The sequence below is a fragment of the Rothia sp. HMSC065B04 genome (genome assembly GCF_001812285.1).
Taxonomy (GTDB): Bacteria; Actinomycetota; Actinomycetes; order Actinomycetales; family Micrococcaceae; genus Rothia; species Rothia mucilaginosa.
Window position 1 is genome coordinate 205,252 of the sequence record NZ_KV808408.1, and the last position, 24,357, is coordinate 229,608.

General features: G+C 59.4%; 19 protein-coding genes and 1 tRNA gene. 14 read left to right on the plus strand and 6 right to left on the minus strand.

Annotated elements, in window-relative coordinates; all coding sequences use genetic code 11:
• The first annotated feature begins 114 nt into the window (after positions 1 to 114).
• Positions 115 to 1,155, plus strand: coding sequence for an alcohol dehydrogenase AdhP (gene adhP / locus HMPREF2845_RS04225; protein WP_083308733.1), 1,041 nt, complete (start codon positions 115 to 117; stop codon positions 1,153 to 1,155).
• Positions 1,156 to 2,100: 945 nt separating this feature from the next.
• Here adhP and HMPREF2845_RS04230 read toward each other — a convergent pair.
• Together HMPREF2845_RS04230 and HMPREF2845_RS04235 are read right to left on the minus strand one after the other, a co-directional pair.
• Positions 2,101 to 4,011 carry a GH25 family lysozyme gene (locus tag HMPREF2845_RS04230; protein ID WP_070633966.1) on the minus strand — a complete coding sequence of 637 codons (1,911 nt, stop codon included), beginning with the start codon at positions 4,009 to 4,011 and terminating at the stop codon, positions 2,101 to 2,103.
• Between the two features lie 629 nt (positions 4,012 to 4,640).
• Positions 4,641 to 5,213, minus strand: coding sequence for a flavodoxin domain-containing protein (locus tag HMPREF2845_RS04235; protein WP_070633967.1), 573 nt, complete (start codon positions 5,211 to 5,213; stop codon positions 4,641 to 4,643).
• A gap of 522 nt (positions 5,214 to 5,735) precedes the next feature.
• On the opposite strand from HMPREF2845_RS04235, the gene pyk reads away from it, so the two are divergent.
• Entirely contained in the window at positions 5,736 to 7,199 is a 1,464-nt protein-coding gene (gene pyk / locus HMPREF2845_RS04240) for a pyruvate kinase (protein ID WP_070633968.1), read from the plus strand.
• A gap of 214 nt (positions 7,200 to 7,413) precedes the next feature.
• Here pyk and HMPREF2845_RS04245 read toward each other — a convergent pair.
• Positions 7,414 to 7,496: transfer RNA gene (locus tag HMPREF2845_RS04245), tRNA-Leu, on the minus strand.
• A gap of 347 nt (positions 7,497 to 7,843) precedes the next feature.
• On the opposite strand from HMPREF2845_RS04245, the gene ffh reads away from it, so the two are divergent.
• From ffh to HMPREF2845_RS04285, 8 genes are all read left to right on the plus strand, one after another.
• The gene (gene ffh / locus HMPREF2845_RS04250; protein WP_049342095.1) at positions 7,844 to 9,424 is read left to right on the plus strand and encodes a signal recognition particle protein; all 1,581 of its coding nucleotides are present in this window, start codon (positions 7,844 to 7,846) and stop codon (positions 9,422 to 9,424) included.
• Positions 9,425 to 9,537: 113 nt separating this feature from the next.
• Complete coding sequence (locus HMPREF2845_RS04255) at positions 9,538 to 12,351, plus strand: hypothetical protein (RefSeq protein WP_070633969.1); 2,814 nt, start codon at positions 9,538 to 9,540, stop codon at positions 12,349 to 12,351.
• A 12-nt stretch (positions 12,352 to 12,363) separates the two neighbouring features.
• Complete coding sequence (locus HMPREF2845_RS04260) at positions 12,364 to 12,852, plus strand: NUDIX domain-containing protein (RefSeq protein WP_005505687.1); 489 nt, start codon at positions 12,364 to 12,366, stop codon at positions 12,850 to 12,852.
• Between the two features lie 332 nt (positions 12,853 to 13,184).
• Complete coding sequence (gene rpsP / locus HMPREF2845_RS04265) at positions 13,185 to 13,607, plus strand: 30S ribosomal protein S16 (protein ID WP_005505689.1); 423 nt, start codon at positions 13,185 to 13,187, stop codon at positions 13,605 to 13,607.
• A 2-nt stretch (positions 13,608 to 13,609) separates the two neighbouring features.
• On the plus strand, positions 13,610 to 13,855 hold the full coding sequence (locus HMPREF2845_RS04270; protein ID WP_070615929.1) for an RNA-binding protein: 246 nt from the start codon (positions 13,610 to 13,612) through the stop codon (positions 13,853 to 13,855).
• A 181-nt stretch (positions 13,856 to 14,036) separates the two neighbouring features.
• Positions 14,037 to 14,699, plus strand: coding sequence for a ribosome maturation factor RimM (rimM, locus tag HMPREF2845_RS04275; RefSeq protein WP_005505693.1), 663 nt, complete (start codon positions 14,037 to 14,039; stop codon positions 14,697 to 14,699).
• 3 nt (positions 14,700 to 14,702) lie between these two features.
• On the plus strand, positions 14,703 to 15,647 hold the full coding sequence (gene trmD / locus HMPREF2845_RS04280; protein WP_070633970.1) for a tRNA (guanosine(37)-N1)-methyltransferase TrmD: 945 nt from the start codon (positions 14,703 to 14,705) through the stop codon (positions 15,645 to 15,647).
• 209 nt (positions 15,648 to 15,856) lie between these two features.
• The gene (locus tag HMPREF2845_RS04285; RefSeq protein ID WP_012903365.1) at positions 15,857 to 16,144 is read left to right on the plus strand and encodes an antibiotic biosynthesis monooxygenase family protein; all 288 of its coding nucleotides are present in this window, start codon (positions 15,857 to 15,859) and stop codon (positions 16,142 to 16,144) included.
• A gap of 671 nt (positions 16,145 to 16,815) precedes the next feature.
• Here HMPREF2845_RS04285 and HMPREF2845_RS04290 read toward each other — a convergent pair.
• Positions 16,816 to 17,232: an MmcQ/YjbR family DNA-binding protein gene (locus tag HMPREF2845_RS04290; RefSeq protein WP_070633971.1), complete on the minus strand. Its 417-nt coding sequence runs from the start codon at positions 17,230 to 17,232 to the stop codon at positions 16,816 to 16,818.
• A 92-nt stretch (positions 17,233 to 17,324) separates the two neighbouring features.
• On the opposite strand from HMPREF2845_RS04290, the gene ettA reads away from it, so the two are divergent.
• Both ettA and HMPREF2845_RS04300 read left to right on the plus strand, forming a co-directional pair.
• Entirely contained in the window at positions 17,325 to 19,004 is a 1,680-nt protein-coding gene (gene ettA, locus HMPREF2845_RS04295; RefSeq protein ID WP_070633972.1) for an energy-dependent translational throttle protein EttA, read from the plus strand.
• Between the two features lie 290 nt (positions 19,005 to 19,294).
• Positions 19,295 to 19,870, plus strand: a complete 576-nt coding sequence (locus HMPREF2845_RS04300; protein WP_135007788.1) for an HdeD family acid-resistance protein — start codon at positions 19,295 to 19,297, stop codon at positions 19,868 to 19,870.
• A gap of 134 nt (positions 19,871 to 20,004) precedes the next feature.
• Here HMPREF2845_RS04300 and HMPREF2845_RS04305 read toward each other — a convergent pair whose 3' ends face one another.
• Positions 20,005 to 20,913: an acyl-CoA thioesterase gene (locus HMPREF2845_RS04305; RefSeq protein WP_049352423.1), complete on the minus strand. Its 909-nt coding sequence runs from the start codon at positions 20,911 to 20,913 to the stop codon at positions 20,005 to 20,007.
• 219 nt (positions 20,914 to 21,132) lie between these two features.
• Here HMPREF2845_RS04305 and HMPREF2845_RS04310 point away from each other — a divergent pair, with 219 nt between their 5' ends.
• A complete protein-coding gene (locus HMPREF2845_RS04310; protein ID WP_070633973.1) occupies positions 21,133 to 21,990 on the plus strand; it encodes a DUF8185 domain-containing protein in 858 nt (285 codons plus the stop codon).
• Between the two features lie 276 nt (positions 21,991 to 22,266).
• Complete coding sequence (locus HMPREF2845_RS04315; RefSeq protein WP_005508133.1) at positions 22,267 to 22,872, plus strand: phosphatase domain-containing protein; 606 nt, start codon at positions 22,267 to 22,269, stop codon at positions 22,870 to 22,872.
• Between the two features lie 144 nt (positions 22,873 to 23,016).
• On the opposite strand, the gene HMPREF2845_RS04320 is transcribed toward HMPREF2845_RS04315, so the two are convergent.
• Positions 23,017 to 24,174 (minus strand): SGNH/GDSL hydrolase family protein, encoded by a 1,158-nt coding sequence (locus HMPREF2845_RS04320; RefSeq protein WP_239664191.1) that lies wholly within the window; start codon positions 24,172 to 24,174, stop codon positions 23,017 to 23,019.
• Positions 24,175 to 24,357 lie beyond the last annotated feature (183 nt).

Below are 24,357 nucleotides of genomic sequence, written 5' to 3' on the forward strand. Positions count from 1 at the left end.
ATCATTTTACGGTGGAAATGTAAAGAATACGCGCGCCCACCCCGCTAGGTTGCAAAGCGCAAATTGCAGATTGCGGCTTGAGCGCGGCAACCAATGACTAAGGAGTTATAGGTCATGTGCAAGGAAACCATGAAGGCTGTTGTTGTTCCTGAGAAGGTTGACGGTTCGGTTGTTGTCCGTGAGGTTCCCGTTCCGGCTGTCGGTCACGGCCAGGCGCTCGTGAAGATTGAGTACTCGGGCGTGTGCCACACTGACCTGCACGTGGCTTCCGGTGACTTCGGTGAGGTTCCGGGTCGTATTCTGGGCCACGAAGGCATTGGTCGTGTCGTCAAGGTCGGTGAGGGTGTTGAGTCCCTGAAGGAAGGCGATCGCGTGTCGGTGGCTTGGTTCTTCGAGGGCTGCGGTCACTGTGAGTACTGCACCTCGGGCCGTGAGACCCTGTGCCGTTCGGTGAAGAATGCAGGCTACTCGGTCGATGGCGGCATGAGTGAGTACACTCTGGTGACCGCCGACTACGCGGTCAAGGTGCCCGAGGGCCTGGACCCGGCGCAGGCCAGCTCGATTACCTGCGCGGGTGTGACCACCTACAAGGCAACCAAGGAGTCGCTGGTTCGCCCGGGTCAGTGGCTGGTTGCTTACGGCGCTGGCGGTCTGGGCAACCTGGCTGTTCAGTACGCTAAGAAGGTTTTCGGTGCCAAGGTTATCGCTGTTGATATCAACGACGACAAGCTGGCTCTGGCTCGTAAGATCGGTGCTGATCACGTCATCAACGGCCGTGAGGTTGAGGACGTTCCGGCTCGTATTCGCGAGCTGACCGGCGGCGGCGCTCACGCTGCTGTGGTGACCGCTGTGTCGAAGGTTGCGTTCAACCAGGCTATCGAGTCGGTTCGTGCGGGCGGTTCCGTGGTGGCTGTTGGTCTGCCCTCGGAGATGATGGAGCTGTCCATTGTGAAGATCGTTCTGGACGGTATCCGCGTGGTGGGTTCCCTGGTGGGCACCCGTCAGGATTTGGCGGAGGCGTTCCAGTTCGGTGCTGACGGCCTCGTGGTTCCGGTGGTTCAGCTGCGTGAGGTTGACGAGGCACCGGCTGTCTTCGAGGAAATGACTGCTGGTAAGATTACCGGCCGTATGGTTCTGGACTTCGCTAGCCTCTAAGCTGGCGGATGGTTCGAGGCGCCCGGTAGGGCTTCAAGGTCTCACTCGACTGGGGTCTTGCCGGTAGTTTCGATGGTTATAGCGCCTAAGGCGCATCCCGTGTGGCGGGGGAGTATGGGTACTCTTTCTGCTGTGCATACGACGCGGGGTGCGCCTTAGTGTTTTTAACGCGGCTTTTTAGGGTGGGGTGGGCTGTAGGTTTTTGAGAGCCGTTATCGTGAGGAGCCGAATTCCTCTGTGAGTACTAGGCACCTAAACGTAATATACGCAGGAATTTATTTTTGAAATATTCGGGGAATATCTCAAAATTCTCACTAAATTAGTTCAATAGAGTATCTTGTTTGACATCTATAGGCCTCAAAATGCATACTTGTATTGTAAACATTCAACCACTGGTTGAGGCGTAATATTTGCCGAAGAGATAGGTTTCGCGTGCGCCTACACCTACCCTAGATGTAACGGGATATGACGTGTGAAGGTTTCGGCCCTCCTAGATATCGATTCCTTCTCCCGGAACGCCATACCCGGGTGAATTTCAGCATCTTCGTACCGTGCCGTTATTCACCGTTGAGTCCTTAATTCCGGCCAGGCGCCCCTTTAGACACCTTCGGATTGAGGTCTCACCAACGATTAGTGTGGGCCCCACGGACATAGTCAATGGGGACTATGTCCGCCACACTAATCCGGGGCTTTTAGGACATTGCATGACTTCGAGGCGGCACGCCCGCCACGCCATAAATTTACCTGCCGGCACGGGTAACATAGCCGGGTTCTCTACTCACTCGGTAACCCACCCGCTGCAGAACGCATCTTGATTTTTGTGTTGTTCAGAAGATGCGCCCTGTAGCAAAAGAACGAGGGGCACCTCTGCCAGGTGCCCCTCGTTTTTATATGCGCGTTGCAGTGTTTATTAGCTGCCGTGCTGTTGAGTAGATTCCACGCTGTTTAGTAGATTCCACGCTGCGCGGTCCAGCGGATCGTGCCGCGCTCAAAGTCCATGTAGTACACGCCGTTCACGTAGGATTCGTCGCCGCGTGCCGCACCGTAACGGGCGGTGTTCTTCTCCCAATGCTTGAAAATCGCGCCGTTACCGTTGGTTTCGTACGCACCGTACGCATCCGACCAGAGCAGTACCTTACCCGAGGCGAACTGAATCTGAGCACCCGTGGAGGTGACAGTCTCGTCGGTCACCGGTGCACCCCAGGCGCCGCGGTGCTGCAGGAAACGGTGGTAGAACGCGCCGCCGGTGTGCAGGCGGTGGGTGCCGGTCTGTGCGGACCACACGTAGGTGGTGCTGCCGGTGAATTCCTGCTTGATGATGCCGTTGCCCAGATTCTGCTCGTCAGTGGTGGGCACGCCCCTCATGCCAGCTGCACGCCAGGTCGCGTAGATGGAGCCGCGCTCATTGATGATGTGGGTGCCGGTAGCGGCAGACCAGTAGGCGCCTTCACCGTTAGCGAAGGAGACTGCGATGGTGTCGGAGCGGGTTTCCTCGTCGGTGGTCAGGCCGCGGAATCGTGCCACGTCCGAGCGGAACTTATAATCCAGGCCGCCGTTGGTGACCAGCCAGTGCGAACCGTGAGAGTTCGTCCAGTAGATGGTCTTGCCGTTGGTGAACTTCTGCGCGTACACGCCGTGACCCAGAGAGTACTCGGTGCCAATCGGGTTGCCGTAGAAGGAGCGGTTCTTATTCCAGAAGTTACCGATGCCGGTGCGAATATCAATGGAGCCGGTCGCGGTGGTCACCACGTTCGAATCCTGAGCGGCGCGATCTTTTGCCGCACGCTCCTCAACCGTGCGGTCCTGGCCGTTCGACCAGTTGCGGTGCACAGCCTTCGGGTTCTTCGCCAGAACCTTCAGATCGTTCACGGTGCCGGGGAAGAAGTTCGAGTCACCCACGAACGGGCCCGAATCGGTGAACTGCCAAATGTCGTAGCCGCTCCAACCCGCCGGAATTGCACCGACCACGGTCGAGTAGCTCGCCAGGTGCAGGGGCAGAGAACCAAACTGTTGCGAACCCACGCACTGCGACCACCAAGAGGTTGCGGTGTACACCATCGGGGCGCGACCGGTCAGCGAACGGTAAGTGTCCACGAAGTCGCGGGTCCAGGCGGTCAGCTGCGCCGGAGTCATGTTGAAGCAGGTGTTGCCGTAGGCGGGGTAGGGATTGAACTCAATATCCAGCAGACCGGGCAGGGTCTTGCCGTCGGCAGTCCACGCGCCACCATTCTGCACGAAGTAGCGTGCCTGATCGGCACCCGAGGAGGTGCGGGGGTTTGCGAAGTGGTAGGCGCCACGCACCATGCCGACCTGTGCCGAACCGTTGTACTGCTGACCGAAGTAGGGGTTGGTGTAGTAGCCGCCCTCGGTTGCCTTCACGTAGGCGAAGCGGGAACCTGCGGCGTAGGCGCTCGCCCAGTCCACGTTCTGCTGGTGGGAGGAGACATCCATGCCGAGGGTGCCGCCGGAGGGGGTCCACGCGGAGCGGCCCTGTGCCAGTGCCTGACCGGATGCCACGCCCTGCGCGGAGCTCTGGTGTGCGGCAATACCGCTCAGGGTTGCGGTAGAAGCGGGGGAGGTTGCGCCGGTGCGTGCGTTCGCGGTGCCCAGGCGCTCGCGCTCGCCCGCACCCATGGCGGGGTTGGAGTGTTCGACGAGGGATGCATCCGGGGCGGGAGCGTAGGTGAGCTCCTCGTAGGATGCGCCGAGGTTGACCTCTGCGGCTGCGCTCACGCTGGGGGCGGCGAAGGCTGCGGGAACGGAGGTGAGGGATGCGGCGACCAGGGAGAGCGCACCTGCGGACGCCACGATGGAGCGGGCTGCCGCGGAGTGCGCGGCAGTCTGGAGTTTCTTCATAGATTTTGCCTGTGTTTGAGAGGTGGATGTGTCGATGTGGCCCTGTGTGGGGGCTTCTGGCACGAGTGAATGGTGGGGTAGTTGGGTGAGGTTTATGTGTCAATTGTTGCCGCGTCAAGCGACCGGCACAGCTATCAGCCTACGGTACCTGCACCGCTGTGCGCAATGATTTGGGGTGTCATTCTGGCGGCATATCTTTCGCAGAGTGCACAGTAACCTGGAATCTTTGGGGTGTCTGTTTTACTTTGTGGCTTGTCGGTGCATTTATTGGCTCAAGTTTTTGGGACAAAATTTTAGGCACGCGACACGCCGGGGCGTTGCGAATTTCATTCTGTGGACTGCTCTGTCGGAGGGGACGCTGCAGGGGCTTTGGCTTGCGGGCATAAGGAAAGGGGTGGGCCGCACACACAAAGACCCACCCCTCATGTTCCGGGTACTGTATCTGGCGCGGCCTCGCACCGGCACCCGGAGTTGCATGGTCGATGCAGGAGAGATGAAGAGTCATCGACCACGTATATGGTGCCTGTTGGCACGTTTATCTCGGCTCTTCCCGCCCGCTCCTTCAGGTTCTGATGTCCGGCTGAAAGAGACGGGTGGGAAGAGGCGAAAGCTTGTGTTTCCCGAAAGGCTTAGAGGAACTTTGCGATGTCCTCGACCAGCGGCTTGAGGGTCTCGCGATCGATGTACTCAGCCTTGCCGGTCTTGTAGCATTCGAGCATCTGCTGAATACCCTCGTTCGGGTGCGGGTTAGCCATGAGCCATGCGCGCACCGGGCCCTTCAGGGCGGTCTTGTGAGCCAGCGAAATCTTGTCGAAGTCGATGCCGCCACGCAGGTGGTAGACGGGGCGACCTTCGGTCAGTTCGGGGGTGTAGCTCTTGGCGACGGCCTTGTCCAGCAGGTTCTTGGAGTATTCACCGGTGAAGGAGACGGTGAAGAATGCGGTGCGGTTCTTCTTGGGCGCAATAATCGGCAGAATCTTCTTGCGAAGTGCCGGTGCGCCGTTGAGGAATCCACCGTAGTCGCTGCCGGCAATGACGAAAGCGTCGAATGCCTCAGCCTGCTCGGGGGTGACCTTGGAGGCGGGGACAGTCTCAACCTCGGGGGCCTGCGGGAGTGCACGCAGATCTTCTGCCAGCCAGGTGGCGTACTGTTCGGTGTAGCCGTAGGTGGAGCCGAAGATAATCAGCACGCGAGTAGTCATCTGTGAACCTTCCAGATATATTTCGCATTTCAAATACTAATTATGGGTTCCAATATAGGCTAGGCGCGCGAAAATGTGAAATCGCCCAGCTTTTGGATGCCCCATCTATCTTCTCATAGCCCACTCTGAGTGTCTCTATGTTTTTGAAATATGCTCGAATGTTCTCGAACGAGACTAAATATTGCGCAGTACTGGCTAGATATGGGTAAAAAGCACCCTAATTTACTTTCCGGGCGAGGCGGGGGTGGTGGGGGTGAAAATCGACTTTCTGTGGCGTGTTCGATGGAAGAGGGGTGGCGTTCAAAATGCGACGTGAAACACAATTTCTTCGGTGGAAAGAGTTGGGAGAAGCATACCCAAGAGGGCGCAAAACCCCTATAATTGAGAAAGAGTCCCACGCATCCGGCATGTGGTTACCTGTTAGAACACGTGGGAATAATTGGGAATTTGACATTAGTCTTCCCCGGAAAATCAGTGTGAGCCCTCAGGGGCCACATGAAACAACACACAAAGGTTAGGTACATGAGGCGCGCAAAAATCGTTGCAACCATCGGTCCGGCAATCGAGTCCCCCGAGAAGATCTCCGAGGCAATCAAGGCTGGCCTGAACGTCGCCCGTCTGAACATGAGCCACGGTGACCACGCCGAGCACCAGGCACGCTACGACACCATCCGTGACCAGTCTGCAAAGCTCGGTAAGGACGTTGCTATCCTCGCCGACCTGCAGGGCCCCAAGATTCGCCTCGAGCGTTTCGCAAACGGCAAGGAATACCTTGAGCCCGGCGCAGACTTCACCATCACCTCCGAAGACGTTGAAGGTACCGCAGAAATCTGTGGCACCACCTACAAGGGTCTGCCCGGCGACGTAAAGCTCGGCGACAAGCTCCTGCTCGACGACGGCAAGATTCGCCTCGAAGCTATTGAGGTAACTCCCACCCGCGTTCGCACCCGCGTGGTCGTCGGTGGCCCGATCTCCAACAACAAGGGCATCAACCTGCCCGGCGCAGCAGTCTCCCTGCCCGCGCTGACCGAGAAGGACGCAAACGATCTGCGCTTCGCACTGAAGATGGGTGCAGACATCATTGCACTCTCCTTCGTCCGTACCGGCGCAGACGTTGACCCCGTCCACAAGATCATGGACGAAGAGGGTATCCGCGTACCCGTCATCGCCAAGATCGAGAAGCCCCAGGCAGTTGAGAACCTGCAGGACATCATCGACAAGTTCGACGGCATCATGGTCGCTCGTGGTGACCTCGGTGTTGAGCTGCCCTTCTCCGAGGTTCCCCTCGTCCAGAAGAAGGCTATCGACATGGCACGCCGCTGGGCAAAGCCCGTCATCGTGGCAACCCAGGTGCTCGAGTCCATGACCGACAACCCCGTCCCCACCCGTGCAGAGGTTTCTGACTGCGCTAACGCAATCCTCGACGGCGCAGATGCAGTAATGCTCTCCGGTGAGACCTCGGTCGGTAAGTACCCGATCCTGACCCTGCAGGCTATGGCTGCAATCGTTCAGGATACCGAAAAGGGCGGCCTGTACCGCGTGCCCGAGCTGGACCGCAAGCCCCGCACCCGCGGTGGCGCAATTACCCGCGCAGCAGTGAACATCGCTGACCAGCTGGATGCAAAGCTCATCGTTACTTTCACCCAGTCCGGTGACTCCGCACGTCGTCTGGCACGTCTGCGTCCCGAGACCCCGATTGTTGCGTTCACCACCAGCTCGAAGGTTCGCTCCTTCCTGTCCATGCTGTGGGGCGTTGACGCTGAGCAGGTTGAGATGATCACCGATCAGGAAGGTCTGTTCCACTTCGTGGACGAGTACCTGCTGAAGAACGGTCTGGCAGAAGCTGGCGACCTGGTCGTCGTTGCTGCCGGTGCTCCCGCAGGCCGCGCAGGTACCACCAACATGGTTCAGGTACACCGCGTCCACGGTGCTGAGGGCGAGCGCGAGGCTCTGCGTCCTTACGAGGAGAACGAGGTCAAGCGCTAAGCCGCTCACCAATCTTTTTCGATGCGTAGCTGAGGGTAATCCTCAGCCTGCACGCTAGGTATATAGAACCGCCGCCCGGTCGTGAATTCACGGCCGGGCGGCGGTTTCTTGTGTCTTTATTGTTGCCGCATCCGATGCGCGGGTGGGCGTAAAAGTAGAAGTAGATACGCAAAAGCGGCGGGAAAGCTTCAAGCTTTCCCGCCGCTTTTTGCGTTGGTGCCCGAGGTGGGACTCGAACCCACACTCCGAAGAACCTGATTTTGAGTCAGGCGCGTCTGCCAATTCCGCCACTCGGGCGTATCACGCATTTGTGCGTAACACCTTTAGAATTCTAACCCAGGCTGTCTAGAAAATCTAATCTATCTGACGTGTTGAGCAGGCTGAGGTGGGGCGCGGAACATTTGCTGAGGGTTTCAGCTGCGCCTCTATGAGGGGGTAAGTCTGGTACCTGCCGCGCATTTGCTGAGGGGCGCGGGAGGGGATGTTGAGCGTAAATCCTGAGCTCAGGGTGAACCGGCGCCACTTATCCACAGGTGGAGGCGGGGGAGAAAGCGCGCATCCTGTATCCTTAAAGACTGACTAACCATCCCCGTTCGCCTTCGCGGCTGGGGGCCACCTCAACGTTAAGAAAGTGATCACGGCTCGTGTTCAATTCTCTCTCCGACCGCTTGACGGCAACTTTTAAGAACCTGCGCGGCAAGGGCCGCCTCTCCGAGGCAGACATTGATGCAACCGTCCGCGAAATCCGCCGCGCCCTGCTCGACGCTGACGTCGCCGTCCCCGTGGTCCGCGAATTTACCGCCCACGTGAAGGAACGCGCTCTCGGTGCGGAGGTTTCCGAGGCGCTGAACCCCTCCCAGCAGATCGTGAAGATCGTGAACGAGGAGCTGGTGAGCATCCTCGGCGGTTCGACCCGCCGCATCAACATGGCGAAGAGCGGCCCGACCATCATTATGCTGGCGGGTCTGCAGGGTGCCGGTAAGACCACCCTGGCGGGCAAGCTGGCTCACTGGCTGAAGGGCCAGGGTCACACCCCGATGCTGATTGCATCCGACCTGCAGCGCCCCAATGCGGTGACCCAGCTGAAGGTTGTTGGTGAGCGTGCGGGCGTGCCCGTGTACGCGCCGCACCCCGGTGTGACCAGCGAGTTTGACGTACCCACCGGCGATCCCGTGCAGGTGGCGCGTGACGGTGTGGCTGAGGCTCGCGCTAAGCTGCACGACGTGGTGATTGTCGATACCGCGGGTCGTCTGGGTGTTGATGCTGAGCTCATGCAGCAGGCACGTAATATTCGTGACGCTATTGAGCCGCACGAAGTTCTGTTCGTTATCGATGCGATGATCGGTCAGGACGCCGTGAACACCGCTAACGCCTTCAACGAGGGTGTGGACTTCACCGGTGTGGTCCTGTCTAAGCTTGATGGTGACGCCCGCGGTGGTGCGGCGCTGTCGGTGGCTTCGGTGACCGGCAAGCCGATTATGTTCGCGTCCACCGGTGAGAACGTCACTGACTTTGAGCAGTTCCACCCGGACCGTATGGCAAGCCGCATCCTGGATATGGGTGACATCCTGACTCTGATTGAGCAGGCTGAAGCTCAGTGGGATAAGGCTGAAGCCGACCGCATGGCAAAGAAGTTCATCGATCAGGAAGACTTCACTTTTGAGGACTTCCTGGCTCAGATGCAGCAGATTCGTAAGCTTGGTTCCATGAAGAAGCTGCTCATGATGATGCCCGGTGCGGCTCAGATGCGTCAGCAGCTTGAAGCTTTTGACGAGCGCGAGATTGACCGCGTGGAGGCGATTGTTCGCTCCATGACCCCGCATGAGCGTGTGGCTCCGCGCATCATTAACGGTTCTCGTCGTGCCCGTATCGCTAAGGGTGCGGGTGTGACCGTGTCTGAAGTGAACCAGCTGATGGAGCGTTTCGCTCAGGCTCAGAAGATGATGAAGAAGCTCGCTTCGGGCAAGATGCCCGGCATGCCCGGTGGTATGCAGATGCCCGGTATGGCGGCTGCGGCCGGTGGCGCTCGTAAGAACGCGAAGAACAACAACAAGAAGAAGAAGGCTCGCTCCGGCAACCCGCAGAAGCGTGCGGCGCAGGAGGCGGCAGCAGCTAAGGCGCAGCAGGCTCGCGCCGGTGCTGCATTCGGTCAGCAGGCTCAGAACCAGGAGATGGATCTGTCCAGCATGAACCTGCCGAAGGGCTTCGAGAAGTTCCTGCAGTAAGAGCAAATATGAGCCCGGTAAGGGGTGGTACGGGTGCGCACGTGGTGACGGGCGCACCCGTACCGGTATGGTGCCCGGTTTGGGTGCATGAATGGTGTGAAGGGAAGGTATCAATGGCTCAGAACGAGCAGAATTGGAATCGAGAGAACGCGGATGATCAGCTGAATGAGCAGGTCACGCCGTGGTCTCAGCGCGCCTTCGCTGATGATGCTGTAGAGGACCCTGCCGGCGCATCTGCCGCTGAGTTTGTAGAGGAGCCTGCATGCGAGTTCTCGGAAGACCTCGTGGGCGATTTCGACGATGATTCGAGCATCCTTCCCGGGTACACTCCCGTCTGGGCGCGTATTGCCCTCGAGTACGGGGAGCACTCCGCCGAACTGGCGGGCGACCTCGTCTACTCCAGCGAGAGTGACGACCCCGCCGTTGACGACGTTGCCGCAACCATCCTGAACCTCATTCGTGAAGCCCGCAGCATGCACGATGAGGTGAAGGCGGAAGACCCCGATAAGCAGCGCGCCTGGAACGACCGCACGAAGGTTGACCGCCTCGCCGCCGCCCTGGAGAGCGAAGAGTGGACCGTCGATAAGCTCACCGGCATGTGGGACGAGGCCCCCGCACCCGCCGGAACCGGTGAGTCGGATAGCCCCGAGTACCTGCGCGCCCAGGATGAGGAGCGCACCGCTGAGAAGCAGCGCAATGAGCGCATCGAGCAGACCATGGAGCTGGAGGAGAAGATTCAGCGCCGCCGCATCATGGCTCGTTCCACTACCGATGAGGAGCTGATTGCCGCCCTCATTGAGGCGACCGCCGCCTCCCCGGAGCTGATTGCTTACGAGATGGGTGAGCACCAGGTGCAGCTCTACGTGCTGTGCGCCGTGGACGATGAGGGCTACATGAACGTGCTGGAGGTCGCTGACGGCCATCTGCACGTGGGCACCCCCGTTGAGGATTACGTGGCGCAGCTGGTGGATCAGCTGCCGGTTACCGGTGCCGCCCTTGAGGGTGAGGCGACCGTGTGGGAGGAGCTGCCCAATGGACAGGGTGAGCTGGAGTTCCTGGTGGACGGCGACGCCGCCATGCTCGTTGACCTGCCCATTGACATGATTACCGGGCTTCTTTTGGCGTACCTTCCTGCCGGTACTCGGCAGGTTGTTGCCGCGCCGGCGGGGGAGTGGACCCTCATTTCTGCCGACCCGGTGGACCTGATGGCGCTACTGGGCCTGCTGAACTGCAACGCCCTGATTGCTGAGGGCAACGCGAACCAGCAGCACCTGGTGGTCTATGAGGAGCCCGCCCGCGAACCCTACTCGGATGAGGAGTGGTACCTGGAGGCGTTCGGCGAACCCTACGAGAACATCGTGGAGGAGTTCACCTGGCAGCGCGTGCCTAAGCGCCTGAACCGTGCCCTCAGCCGTGAGGAAGTCGCACGTTTTGGCGGCGTGTTGGAGGATCTGCTCTCAGAGCTTCCCGGTAGCGCCCCGGAGCTTTCGGGTTCGAAGATTTTCGGTTCCGATGAGGATGAAATCGAGCAGGGCATCGCTAATGTCATGGCGATGTTTGGGGTGGAAGCTGATTCCATTACCGGTCGCCGCCTGAACGCGTACCTGCGCGATACGAGCAACACCCTGGCGCTGGAGTCGGTGCTGCAGCTGCTGGATGTTCCTACGGAGCTGGCGCTGGTTCCGACCACCGGTTTTGATGTGGCGTCGATTAGTACGGCGCGCATCTTCGGCAACGAGGATGAGGGCTTCGCGCAGCCTGCAGATGCGGCTGATTCGGCTGATGAGATGCAGACTTCTGAAGCTTTGGACGTTACCTTCCCGCTGGATAACTCCGTTGCCGAGGCTACCTTCTCTGAGAACACTTTCCCTGAGAACAGCTCTGCAGAGGAGGATGCATTTGAGGATGAATCCTTTGAAGATGACGAGGAGATTGAGCCCTATCCGGGTAATTTCCCCTCGCCCATGGAGCGTAGCTACCGACTGGTTGCGACCGGTCGCCGCGTGACCCTCGCCGAGTGGATGGATGCCATTAGCGAAGGTCATATTCCCTTCGAGTACACTCATATGTCTTTCCCGGAAGACACTCTTGATGAGGAAGAAGACTTCCTGGACGCTGAGGCGTTTGACGACTTCGAGGGTCCCTACGAACAGGACCGTGATTCCGATAAGGACGACGCGAACCGGCCTACGGGTGGCAGGAATTTCACCCCGGAGGAAGAAGAAGCTATTCTTGCGCATTTGAGGGCTGCCCTCGCACCGCACTCCGCCAAGTCCGCAACAGAACAGCCTGCTGTCTCACAGTCCGAGGCGACCCCGGTTGAGGACGCGCCTTCTGATGCCGCGGGATCTGATGATGCACCGTCTGAGAACGCATCTGCTGAAGATGTTCCGTCTCAGGCAACGCAGGCATCCCCCTCCGCGTGGTCTGTCTCGAAGAAGCCTGCCTCGAAAAAGCGCCTGACTCCGGAGCAGATTCGTGCGAAGACCCGCCGCGTGGGTCTGGTCCTGGGTGCGGATGTGACGGCTCAAAGCGCTATTGCCCTGACCCTGGCGAATGTGGCGCGCCGCCGCCGTGCGCAGGGTAAGGCGAGCCGTAAGTTCTCGGTGGCTGCCGCACTCTTTGCGCTGAATGCCACGGTTGAGACGGCTCTGATTCCGACGATTCTGCATTCTTTCGACGAGATGCAGCGGAAGAAGCATGCCCGCCCGGTGGCGGATGCTGAGCTGGTGCATCCGGGCGACACCGCAGGGGAGCAGCCCTCGACCAAGAAGCGTACTCTGATTGATGACCTACGTGAGGGCCACTACCGCACGGTGGAGGATGCCGCCCCGTCCATGGAGCAGGCACCCTCTGGACTGCGTGAGCGTGCCCTGGGTATAGTGCGTAGCATCAGGCAGCGCGCTGCGAAGAAAACCGACCGCTAAAGGAAAGAAGCCATGAAGGATTCCTATCTGAGCGATGAAGAGCTGAAGGCTTTTATCGCCACCTTGCCCACGCGCCGTTTGGCGGCGGGCGCGCTGATTCGTAATGAGCGCGGCGAGATGCTGCTGGTGAAGCCGAACTATAAGGACGGCTGGATTCTTCCCGGCGGCACCGTGGAGGCTGGCGAGGCTCCCAAGCCCGGTTGCGAGCGCGAGATTGTGGAGGAGCTGGGCCTGGATGTGAAGCTGGGCCGCGTGCTGCTGATTTTCCACGGCTTGTCGCTGGGCGTGTGGGGCGATTCGACCTACTACATGTATGACGGCGGCGTGATTGCGGCGGATACGAAGATTACCCTGCAGGATGCTGAGCTGGTGACCTACGAGTGGGTTGCTCCGGAGAACCTGGAAGGCTACGTACGTCCGTCGATGGTGGAGCGTCTGCGTGAGTGCTACCGCGCCCTGGAGACGGGGGAGACTCTGGAGATGAGCAACCTCGACTCCTAGCCACATCAATTCCTAGCAACCTCGACTAGAGCTCATCGGTGAGGGCGCCGGGGCAGCTATTTGAGCCGAGTAACAGCCGAGTGACCGGGCACAGCCGGGCACATCACGGGAACAGAACGCTGTTTAAAAGTGATGTTCGGTGCCTGCGGCAATTATTTTTCCGTGTCGCTAGCTTAAAATCTTGGGCTCTGATACCCTAGCTGAGTACCCGGCGACGCGCGACCCCTCTCTTCGCGCGCCGTTGTGTCCATAGAGGCGCCGTGAATGGCCCGCCCCACGGGTGCTGAACCGTGTGCCTCGCACCAAATTATGAAACAGGAGTAACCACTAAAGTGGCTGTTAAGATTCGTCTCAAGCGTATGGGTAAGATCCGCGATCCTCGTTACCGCGTCGTGATCGCTGATTCGCGCGTCAAGCGCGACGGTAAGACCATCGAAGAGATCGGTATTTACCACCCGACCGAGCACCCCTCGCGTATCGAGATCAACTCTGAGCGTGCTCAGTACTGGCTCTCTGTCGGCGCACAGCCGACCGAGCAGGTTCTGGCTCTGCTGAAGCTCTCGGGCGACTGGGCTGCATTCAAGGGCGAGAAGGCAGAGTCCAAGGTTCTGCCCGTCGAGGCTAAGGCTGAGTTCGTTGTTCCCGAAAAGGGTTCCGTGATCCTGCCCGAGGCTATCACCCCCAAGGCTGAGAAGGCTGAAGAGGCTGCTGAGGAAGCAGCACCCGAGGCTGAGGCTGAGGAAGCAGCTGAGTAATTATGTTGGCTGACGCACTCGAACACCTGGTTCGAGGGATTGTCGATCGTCCGGAGGAAGTGAAGGTGCGCCTGCGCACTCAGCGTCACCGTGAAACCCTTGAGGTTCGCGTGCATCCGGATGACCTGGGCCGAGTGATCGGCAGGTCTGGTCGTACCGCCAAGAGCATCCGTCTGGTGATGGACGCTATTTCTGATGGCGAGCCGATGCGTATCGACATTATCGACACCGACAAAAAGCGACGCTAGCTCGTAAACGCTTGAAGCCCCCGCTCCCGGAGTTTTTCCGGAAGGCGGGGGCTTTCGCGTACCCGGGTCCCGGTGGTAGTGCGTGCGGCAGAATGCGCCCGTCCTAAGTGCCCGGTAGAATAGTGGGAGCCGTGCACGTGCACGGCGTAGGTTTTTAGCTTGTATCCAGCGGAGGGAAAATATGCAGGTTGTGGTGGCTCGTATCGGTAAGCCTCACGGTATTCGTGGTGAGGTGACGGTTCAGCTCTTTACTGATGCCCCGCAGGAGCGTTTTGCCCGCGGTGAGGTGCTCGGTATCGAGAATTTCAAGCCCGGCTCTGCTGCCGCTTCGGTGGCGCCCACCGGTGAGCTGACGGTTGCCGGTGCCCGCTGGAACAAGAAGATTCTGGTGGTCCGTTTTGATGAGGTGACTACCCGCAACCAGGCTGAGGAGCTGCGCGGCAGCCGCCTGGTCTACGAGGTTCCCGAGGATGAGGGCGATGAAGAGGGCTTCTACGAGCAGGAGCTGGTGAACCTGCCCGTGTACCTGCTGGCGGACGTTCCCGAGGGTGAGAGCCCCGTGGATAACCCGGCTGTGGGCAAGCCGCTGGGTAAGGTGACCGGTCTGCAGACCATGCCGGTTCAGGATCTGCTGCTGATTAAGCTGGCTCGTTCGCCGCGTCTTGCATCCGGTGCGGGTGAAGAGATCATGATTCCTTTTGTTGAGGAGATTGTGCCCGAGGTGGTTCCCTCGACCGAGGATGAGCCCGGCTTTGTGCTGCTGACCCCTCCGGCGGGTTTGATTGACCTGGTCGAGGACGCTGAGCAGGATTCTGCGCAGGCGACCGAGCAGGCGGGGGAGTAGTCCGTGCGCTACGATGTGGTCACGATTTTCCCCGAGTATCTGGAGCCGCTGAAGCTGTCCCTGCTGGGTAAGGCACGCGAGAAGGGTCTGGTGGATCTGCACCTGCATGATTTGCGTGAGTACACGTTTGACCGTCACCGCACGGTGGATGACACTCCGTACGGCGGTGGCGCGGGCATGGTCATGAAGCCCGAGCCGTGGGGCCTGGCCCTGGACGAGGTACTTGCCGCCTCCCCGCTGAACGCTTCCGAAGACTCTACTGAGGGTGCCGAGCCTGTCGAACCCGCCGCTGATACCCGCCCGCTGCTGATTGTCCCGTCCCCGGCGGGTGCCGTTTTCGATCAGGCGATGGCGTATGAGCTGGCGGAGGAGAAGCATATTGTCTTCGCTCCGGCGCGCTACGAGGGCATTGACGAGCGTGTGCTGGACTGGGCGCAGGAGAGCTTCCGCGTGATGCCCGTGTCCCTGGGCGATTACGTGCTCTACGGTGGCGAGGTCGCGGTCATGGCGATGATTGAGGCTATCACCCGCCTGATTCCGGGCGCGATGGGTAACCCCGCCTCCCTGGAGGAGGAGTCGCACACGGGCGGTCTGCTGGAGTACCCGGTGTACACGAAGCCCGCCGTGTGGCGTGACCGTGAGGTGCCGGAGGTGCTGCTGTCGGGTAATCACGGTGCGATTGCGCGTTGGCGTCGTGACCGTCAGATTGAGCGCACCCTGGAGCGCCGCCCGGACCTGTTGGAGGCGTACCCGGTGGAGCAGTGGGATAAGAAGGACCGCCGTTTCTTGGCTGAGCGCGGGGTGCATTTTGCGAACCCGGCGAAGGCGGCTCAGAAGAAAGCAAAGAAGAGCCCCGCAGTGCAGGCTGATACCGCCGCTCAGGCGGATACCGCACCTCAGGGTGAATCTACTCAGCCCGATACCGCCCAGCCCGAGGCAAATTCCTAGGCCTCGAATAGGCGCTCGCGAGCGCCTCGTAATCCTCTGAATGGGGGTTAGCGTCATATAACTGTTAGTTGGCGCTGACCCCTATTTTTTGTGCCTGCAAACCGTTATTCTGAGGGTAACCTCGCTAAGAACATAGCCTACCTATAGGTGGTGCGAGGTGGTAATACGCTTTCATCGTTGAAAGCACGTACTCAACAGAAGGAGGACACATGTCCGTTGTTAAGGTTCACCGTCTTGCTGTCGTTGGCGACAACCAGGCTGAGCTGGAGAAGCGCTTCGCTGCTGCCCGCCACATTGCTGACTCTTTCCCCGGCTTTGAGGGTTTTGAGCTGTGGCGCCCCCTGGATGAGGGCGGCGACTACTTTGTGGTGACCCGCTGGGTTGATGAGGCAAGCCACGATGCGTACGCGGCGGCTCGTCGTGAGCGTGACCCGAACACTGTTGTCTCTCACGCTGACGGCACCATGAGCTTCGAGAAGGTAGAGTTCGACGACTAACATCTGTGCTTGTCTGCGTCTGACCGGATTTATGGCTGAAGCCCATGTGAGATGAAGAATTTATCTCATATAGTGAGGGGTCGCGCTGACTTTTCTGAATATTGCTTTAAGTGGGTATTAGCCCATGTGGAGGCGGTATAAGGAAGGGTCAGCGTGGCCCCTCCTTGATTTTTCGGGGCATAAAATCTGCAGGTATTTCGTGGTTATTGGATATGTGGGTTCGGCGCTATAAAACACCTGAATTATGGTCAATAAATGCCCTCTATATCCTTCAATCCGAAAGTGACACTTTAATGCAAAAAGGTTATGATTGTTCCCGAGAGCACACTTCGTCCGTGCCGGTAGTTCGGGCGAAGACAGCGATCCCCTCTCGGCTACATCGCATGAGACAGCCGAGTCACTCAAGGGAATATTCAGCGCACCCGTGTGAGTACCTCCTCTGCATAGGAAGGTCTGGCAGGGGAGCCGACTCAACTATCACGTATTCACACAAGTGGTGCATGGTACTGGACCCCGCAATATATGGGATGGGAGCTTGGTGGTTCGAGCGTTCATCGTGGTTGATGACCCTCCCAGCCGCGGATAGAAAAGTGCTTTGCTTAGCGGGTGAGCAACTCGGTGGTCCGGACCGGTGCTCGCCCGCTCCGCTGTTTAAAAGATTCCTTCAGGCCCTAATGCTTTTCGGGCACTGGGCGCTCGCGGAACTCGATGGGTCGCTTCGCCTTGGGTAGCGAGTACATGACGCGCAGGTACGCATCCTCCACCAGCTCCTCCAGAACCCGCTCGGTTATGCCTTCGCCGGCGCCTACGGAAATCCAGTGTCGCTTATTCATGTGCCATGCCGGAATGATACTCGGGTAGATGCGCCGCAGCACCTCGGATTCTTCCGGGTCGGTTTTGAGGTTCACGATGGGGTGGCCGATGCCCTCCGTGTACATGGCGAAGATTTTGCCGCCCACCCGGTACACCGTGTGTTCGGGGCCGAACGGCTGATCACGCGTCGCCAGCGGCATGGCGAGCGCGAGGCGGTCAACGGCATGCTCGAGGTCTTCGGGTGCCAGAAGTTTGGGGGAGGGGTTTGTGCTCATAGCTTCGAGTCTAGTACCCGCGTGGTACTTCGCATAGCATGCAACCTAAAACTCTCGTACCCTCAGCCGAATCCACGCTAAAATAGGTAACTATGGCTGAATTTATTTATCAGATGATCAAGGCCCGCAAGACTGTGGGCGACAAGGTCATCCTTAACGACGTGACGATGTCGTTCTTCCCCGGCGCCAAGATCGGTATGGTTGGTCCGAACGGTGCGGGTAAGTCGACTATCCTGAAGATCATGGCTGGCCTCGACCAGCCCTCCAACGGTGAGGCACGCCTGACCCCCGGTTACACCGTGGGTATCCTCATGCAGGAGCCGCCGCTGAATGAAGAGAAGACCGTTCTGGGCAACGTTGAAGAAGGCGTGGGCGAAATCAAGTCCAAGCTGGACCGCTTCAACGAAATCTCCGCTCTCATGGCTGAGCCCGACGCTGACTTCGACGCCCTCATGGAAGAAATGGGTCAGCTGCAGGAAGCTATCGACGCCGCTAACGCATGGGACCTGGACTCCCAGCTGGAGCAGGCAATGGAAGCGCTGCGTTGCCCGCCCGCTGACATGCCCGTCACCCACCTCTCCGGTGGTGAGCGCCGCCGCGTGGCACTGTGCAAGCTGCTGCTGCAGAAGCCCGACCTGCTGTTGCTCGACGAGCCCACCAACCACCTGGACGCAGAGTCCGTGCTCTGGCTGGAGCAGCACCTGCAGTCCTACGAGGGTGCCGTCATCGCGATTACCCACGACCGCTACTTCCTCGACCACGTTGCCGAGTGGATCGCCGAGGTTGACCGCGGTAACCTGTACCCCTACGAGGGTAACTACTCCACCTACCTGGAGAAGAAGCGCGCCCGCCTCGAAGTTCAGGGCAAGAAGGACGCTAAGCTCGCTAAGCGCCTGAGCGAGGAACTGGACTGGGTCCGCTCCAACGCTAAGGGCCGCCAGGCTAAGTCGAAGGCTCGTCTGGCACGCTACGAGGAGATGGCTGCGGAGGCTGAGAAGACCCGCAAGCTTGACTTCGAAGAGATTCAGATTCCTCCGGGACCCCGCCTGGGTAACGTCGTTATTGAGGCTGAGAACCTGCAGAAGGGCTTCGACGGCCGTTCCCTGATTAACGGTCTGTCCTTCTCCCTGCCCCGTAACGGCATTGTGGGTGTGATTGGTCCGAACGGTGTGGGTAAGTCCACCCTGTTCAAGACCATCGTTGGCCTGGAGCCCCTCGACGGCGGCGAGCTGAAGGTCGGCGAGACCGTGAAGATCTCGTACGTTGACCAGAACCGCGCGAACATCGACCCGGAGAAGAGCCTCTGGGAGGTCGTCTCTGACGGTCTGGACTACATCCAGGTCGGCAACGTTGAAATGCCTTCGCGTGCGTACGTTTCCGCGTTCGGCTTCAAGGGCCCGGACCAGCAGAAGAAGGCGGGTGTGCTCTCCGGTGGTGAGCGCAACCGCCTGAACCTGGCGCTGACCCTCAAGCAGGGTGGTAACCTGCTGCTGCTCGATGAGCCCACTAACGACCTGGACGTTGAGACCCTCGCATCCCTGGAAAATGCGCTGCTGGAATTCCCCGGCTGCGCCGTGGTCGTCTCTCACGACCGTTGGTTCCTGGACCGCGTGGCAACCCATATCCTGGCGTGGGAGGGCACCGACGAGAACCCGGATCAGTGGTACTGGTTCGAGGGTAACTTCGAGTCCTACGAGAAGAACAAGATTGAGCGCCTCGGCCCCGAGGCCGCCAAGCCGCACCGCGTGGTGCACCGCAAGCTGACCCGATAGGGTTTAGTTCGGTAGCGAGCCCCGCCTCCTGCGCTGTTGAAGCGTGGGGAGGCGGGGCTTTGCTGTGCCCGCTAGATGCCATATGCGCTGGATGCCGTACGCGCTGTGTGTACTGGATGCTGCGCGCGTTGGCTGCTGTATGTGCTGGCGAGGGGAGGGTCGCGTGTTCGCCGGTAGAAATAGTTCGCTCAGTGGCGACCGATATATCGTGGCGGACTTCATATTTACGGTTTATAATGGGTATGTGCGTAAGTACAACTGACACATGTGATTACGAAGAGAAGAGCATTATGCTTTCAAAATATAACTGGATGTCCTTGGTTACCGGTCTGTTGCTGATTGCAGCGGCAATCTACATGTTCGCCAATCCCGCTATTCCGCTGGTAGTTCTGGGTTATGTGTTCTCCATTTCGGTGTGGCTTGGTGGCGTGTTTGAACTGGTACGTTACTTCGGCACGCCAAAGCAGGCACGTACCGGCTGGGACCTGGTTGACGGCATCTTGACCGTGGTGGCTGGCCTGATTCTGCTGACTGCCTCGGTGGGTGCACAGGCAACCTTCATCCCGACCATTGTGGGTACGTGGATGATTATGTGGGCGCTGATTCGTCTGATGACTGCCCAGGGCGTGAAATACCTGAGCTACGCCGCCGGACGCCACCTGCAGCTCTCTGCTATTGGTACCCTTATTCTGGGCTTGCTCGTGGTGCTGTTCCCGATAATCTACGGCGTGGCGGCAGTATGGATGGCAGCACTGGGTCTTCTGGTGACCGGTCTGGTATTCGTGGGTGACTTCTTTGTTTCCCGCCGCACCAAGAGCACCGTGCACATTTCCCCGGACGGTGTGATTGACGGCGAAGCTAAATAAGAGCTTCCAAACGGCTTCTAGACCGTACACTAGAACATAAGAAAGACCGTGTGAGACAACCACCTCACACGGTCTTTCTGTATGCTCTGCCAGGTTCGCCTGACGCCTTCCGGTAGTCCTAGCGGTGCTCTGCTTTATCGATATTCCGGCAGGCGGAACATCATTTCCTGCGCCACGGTCGCCACCAGCTCACCGGAACGATTGAAAATCGAACCCTGCGCGAGCATCCTGCCGCCCTGCGCGCTCGGGGAATCCAGCACGTACAGCAGCCACTCGTCGGCGCGCGCCGGGCGGTGGAACCACATCGCGTGATCCAGCGAGGCGCTCTTGAGGCCCGGTTCCAGCCAGAACTTGCCGTGACGACGCAGAGCAGGCTCCAGCGGCAGGTAATCCGAAGCGTAGGCGATAGCGGCGCGGTGCTCCGCCTCCGACGCCTCAGAACCATCAGCATGCACCAGGCGGTCAAAGGTCTTGAACCACACGCAGGCACGCGGCTGTGTCGAGGAGGCATCCGGCTGAGTGTACAGGGGCGCATCCACGTGGCGCATATCAATCGGACGTTCCCACGCTACCGCCTGTGCAATGGGGTGGGGGAGCTGGCCCAGATAATCGCTGACCTTCGGAAGGGACTCGGGGTCCGGAACCTCCGGCATGGTGACCGCGGTGTGCTCCGGGCCGCGGCTATCCGCCTGGAAAGACATAATTGCAGAGAACATGGGCGCCTCATCCTGGAACACCTGCACGCGGCGGGTCGAGAAGGAACGGCTATCATTCAGACGCTGAGCGGCAAAGAACAGTTCACGCTCAATATCGCCGGGACGCAGAAAATAGGCGTGAATCGAGTGGATGTACTTGCCCTCCACCGTGCGGTCGGCGGCAATAATCGACTGGGCAAGAACCTGACCACCGAAAGTACGCGGCTGCTCGCGGGTGAGCGTCACGCCGGTAGACACTTCATCACTACCGAAGGAAGCGGGCGCCGCCTCCACGGGGGAGAGGTCCAGCATCCGCATGAGGTTTTGGGTCACAGTGGGCTTGGTCATGGTTTTATTCTCGCACGTTTTCAATGAACCGGTTTCTGGCGTAGAGTGGGAGAGCATACTCTGAGACAACCACGACAGGTTGATTCGGAACATTGACTAGGAACAACGGCCCGGATTATCGATCTGGATGAACAATCCGGAACGTTCCCCTAACACACCATCGCACGATATCACCCACCAACTTGCCACCGAGCAGGCCAACGCCGAAAAGGAGCAGAAATGACTACGCCGTCTGACACCACCCCTGACACCGCACAGGACAACGCTCCCGACCAGAACAGCGCACCGAACGCGGCGGCACCCATTGAACTCAAGTACAACCCCCACGAAGGCGTGGAGGAACCCTTCCTGATTCTGCCCGGCGGCGCGCAGGGTGCCGCAGTGGTGAAGGACCTTGCCACCTACATTTCTCGCGCCCTGGCGGTGAACCCGGACGCCGCTATCCGCCTGACCGCGCGCGGCCACGTGGTGGCGGTATTCGCCTGTTCCCTGGAGCCGGAGGACGCCTCCTCGGACACCCCGGTCATTATGGGTCTGCGTGCCCTGCACCTGCTGGCTGACTCCACCCTGGACATGACCGTACAGGCGCAGGCGCTGCTGGACCGTCTGGCGCGTCTGCAGAAGCAGGCAGAAGAACAGGGTAACGAAGAGAACCCGCAGCTGGTGCTGTTCATGCCGCCGGTGACCGTCAACGCCAGCTGGGCTGGCAAGTCAGCCCCGCTCAGCGGCTGGTACGAGGTTGGTACCGTCCCGGTTGAAGAGTTCCACCGCGCCACCGCAGAAGGCCTGGAGGCGGTAGAACGCGCCCTGCCCGAGAACCCCGGCGCTGCTGTGCTTTCTACGGTGCGCTCGCGTATTTGGTCCTCCGATATGGTGCTGGAGTACCTACCTGAGTTCGATACCGTGCTTGTGCCGACCGGCGCGGCATTCGCCCTGCGCGTGTTTGGTTTCATCCCGGAAGGCTTCACGGGCGATCTGCCGCTGTTCGCTGCGCATGTTGGTTCGGAGGAGTGGCTGCGCATTGTGGCGCCCGCCGGTATGGTGCTGGTGCGCCGCGGTTCCGGTTCGCTACTCTAACTTTCCTCGAGATATTTCTAGACTTTTTACGCTGGTGGTGTGGGCTCTTTGCCTGCGCCACCAGCGGTTTTTCTATGCCGTATGACATCAACGGGGTAGTTGTAATAATGACATTCGATAGGGCATTACTTTACGAAAATAGGGTATTCTAGAGAGACTACGCCCTTTCACCGGGGCGTCTTTGACACACCGATTACCAGCCACACCGCACGGGAACTCTTCCGCCGCGCCCTCACCAGGCGCATTCTTCCCGTACGGATCGAAAGTGAGACCTATATGGATCTGATTGCAGTCGACATTGACGGTACCCTTGCCAGCAACCGAGATCAGATGGACAAGTACCTGACCGGTTTCTTCGCAAGCAACCGCCGATTCTTCAAGGCCATCCGCAACGCCACGGTCAATGTTGAAATTGCCGACCGTGTTCGCGAAATCGCGGCAGACACCGGCGCAGAGGTCGTAGTAATTACCGGCCGCGATGGCACCTACATGAAGGAATTGAACCAGTTCATCGCCCGCGCAGGTCTGGAACCCAAGCACGTGTTCGCTAAGCCCGGCAACGACGGCTCCAACAGCCCCGCATGGAAGGACTCCGTCATTGAGTCCCTGATTGCTGACGGCAACCGCATTATCCACGCTTTTGAAGACACCGACCACGAGGTGTACCTGCGCCGCGGCATTCCCGTCACCTGGGTCGCCCCGATTCGCGACTACATTGGCGAATGGCACTACGAGTCGATCGACATTGACCCGGTCGCCTGGGCTGCCGAGCAGCGTGAGAAGGAAGCCGCTCGTGAGCGTCAGAAGCGTCGCCTTGCGGAGGGCGTGCTCGCACACCAGAAGGCTGAGGCGAAGGAACGCCAGGCAAACGTCGCGGCATAAAACCCGCACACTAACTTGAGAGCTGCGGTGGGTAACCCACTCAAACGGATGAGGCGCCGGAAGGATTCAATCCTCCCGGCGCCTCATTCTTGATGCTCTATACGTTGATCGAAGCTGATGTACTCGGCTGATTACACAGTTAGTTTACGCGGTGCCGAGCAGTTCACGCAGACGAGTCGCAAAGGGGCCCGCCAGCTTATGGTGCGCCTTCTCCTTCAGATGCACGCCATCAGCCATGTCACCCTCAGCCAGGTAGAGGCTCTGCCAGCCCGAGGTGTCCATGAACAGCACGCCGGTCTCGCGGGCACCCTGCCTTGCCACCTCGTTTGCCACGTGACGCTTATGCGCCACCTGCTTATCCGGTGCAGACGCCTCATCCATAGACACCACACCACCGAACACAATCTTCGACGACGGGTACATACGTCGCAGCTGCTCAATGACCTGAGTCTGGTGAGCGTTCACGTGCTCGCGCGCCTTCGTCTCATCCTCGTGAATGTAAATGTCATTGCCGGAGGCGTCCAGGTAAATCACGCCGGGGTTACCGCTCGGCAGAGCCCAACGGCCACCCATCACACCCTGATAGTAGGAGGGGCACACACCCTCGCGGGCAGTCACAAAACCGATGCCGCCGCAACGGAACAGGTACGGGACGAAACCTGCCTGCTTCAGACCCAAACCAACCCAGGAGGTTGCGGTCACCTGCGAGTCACCAATCACCAGGGCATCCTTAGCGCCAAGAACATTGGTGTTACGCGGCAGACCGTTCGCCTTATCCCAGTAGAGTTCAGCCTTCTCAAACTTGGTGTACAGAACGCCCTTCTTGGATCGCCAGCTCACCGGCAGACCCTCCCAACCGGCAAAGTCGCTGTACCCGCGCTGCTTCCACCAGTGCTCGTAGACGCCGGATTCCACCGCAACCGGACCGTACTTGGGGGTGTACATGACCACGCCACCCTTGAACTGCTGAACCAGCATGTCGGCGGCATCAGCGGAGGTGGGGAACGGCGCCTGAATCTCACCGGTTGCCTGCGCGCCCTCCTTGCCGAAGGCGTTCTGCGCGGTGCGTTCCATCTTCTGCGCCGGGGTGGTCGGTTCCGGAGTCGGCTCGGGGGAGGGGGACTCGCTGGGGCTTTCCTGCGCCGACTGGGTAGGCTCGGCGCCCGTAGCAGCGGTAGCGGCGGTGCTACCGGGTGCGGTGAAGCCTCCTGCGGAGTACATGCCAAAGGAACCGGCGGCAACCACAGCAAGGATTGTGCCGGTCAGAGAAACTTTCGCGATAGGAGACTTGATAGAAGGCATGCACAACAGTATACGATAGGCGCAACCCCAAGTAGAGAGCTTTTGAGGGATATTCAAATGAAAATACCAAAAAATATGCACCGCAGTGACAAGAATTAGACTCGGTGCGCAAACCGGTGTGCAACTTGGGGCACAACTCAAAATAGAACCGGCATAAACCCCCATATAGAAACGTCCCCTCCC

Bases quoted from the DNA above. Each gene is read 5' to 3' on its own strand.
- HMPREF2845_RS04300 (WP_135007788.1), top strand. From the start codon at position 19,295: ATGCTTTCAAAATATAACTGGATGTCCTTGGTTACCGGTCTGTTGCTG.
- pyk (WP_070633968.1), top strand. From the start codon at position 5,736: ATGAGGCGCGCAAAAATCGTTGCAACCATCGGTCCGGCAATCGAGTCC.
- HMPREF2845_RS04285 (WP_012903365.1), top strand. From the start codon at position 15,857: ATGTCCGTTGTTAAGGTTCACCGTCTTGCTGTCGTTGGCGACAACCAG.
- HMPREF2845_RS04260 (WP_005505687.1), top strand. From the start codon at position 12,364: ATGAAGGATTCCTATCTGAGCGATGAAGAGCTGAAGGCTTTTATCGCC.
- HMPREF2845_RS04290 (WP_070633971.1), bottom strand. From the start codon at position 17,232: ATGAGCACAAACCCCTCCCCCAAACTTCTGGCACCCGAAGACCTCGAG.
- ettA (WP_070633972.1), top strand. From the start codon at position 17,325: ATGGCTGAATTTATTTATCAGATGATCAAGGCCCGCAAGACTGTGGGC.
- HMPREF2845_RS04320 (WP_239664191.1), bottom strand. From the start codon at position 24,174: ATGCCTTCTATCAAGTCTCCTATCGCGAAAGTTTCTCTGACCGGCACA.
- HMPREF2845_RS04235 (WP_070633967.1), bottom strand. From the start codon at position 5,213: ATGACTACTCGCGTGCTGATTATCTTCGGCTCCACCTACGGCTACACC.
- adhP (WP_083308733.1), top strand. From the start codon at position 115: ATGTGCAAGGAAACCATGAAGGCTGTTGTTGTTCCTGAGAAGGTTGAC.
- HMPREF2845_RS04315 (WP_005508133.1), top strand. From the start codon at position 22,267: ATGGATCTGATTGCAGTCGACATTGACGGTACCCTTGCCAGCAACCGA.
- HMPREF2845_RS04270 (WP_070615929.1), top strand. From the start codon at position 13,610: ATGTTGGCTGACGCACTCGAACACCTGGTTCGAGGGATTGTCGATCGT.
- HMPREF2845_RS04305 (WP_049352423.1), bottom strand. From the start codon at position 20,913: ATGACCAAGCCCACTGTGACCCAAAACCTCATGCGGATGCTGGACCTC.
- HMPREF2845_RS04310 (WP_070633973.1), top strand. From the start codon at position 21,133: ATGACTACGCCGTCTGACACCACCCCTGACACCGCACAGGACAACGCT.
- HMPREF2845_RS04230 (WP_070633966.1), bottom strand. From the start codon at position 4,011: ATGAAGAAACTCCAGACTGCCGCGCACTCCGCGGCAGCCCGCTCCATC.
- rimM (WP_005505693.1), top strand. From the start codon at position 14,037: ATGCAGGTTGTGGTGGCTCGTATCGGTAAGCCTCACGGTATTCGTGGT.
- HMPREF2845_RS04255 (WP_070633969.1), top strand. From the start codon at position 9,538: ATGGCTCAGAACGAGCAGAATTGGAATCGAGAGAACGCGGATGATCAG.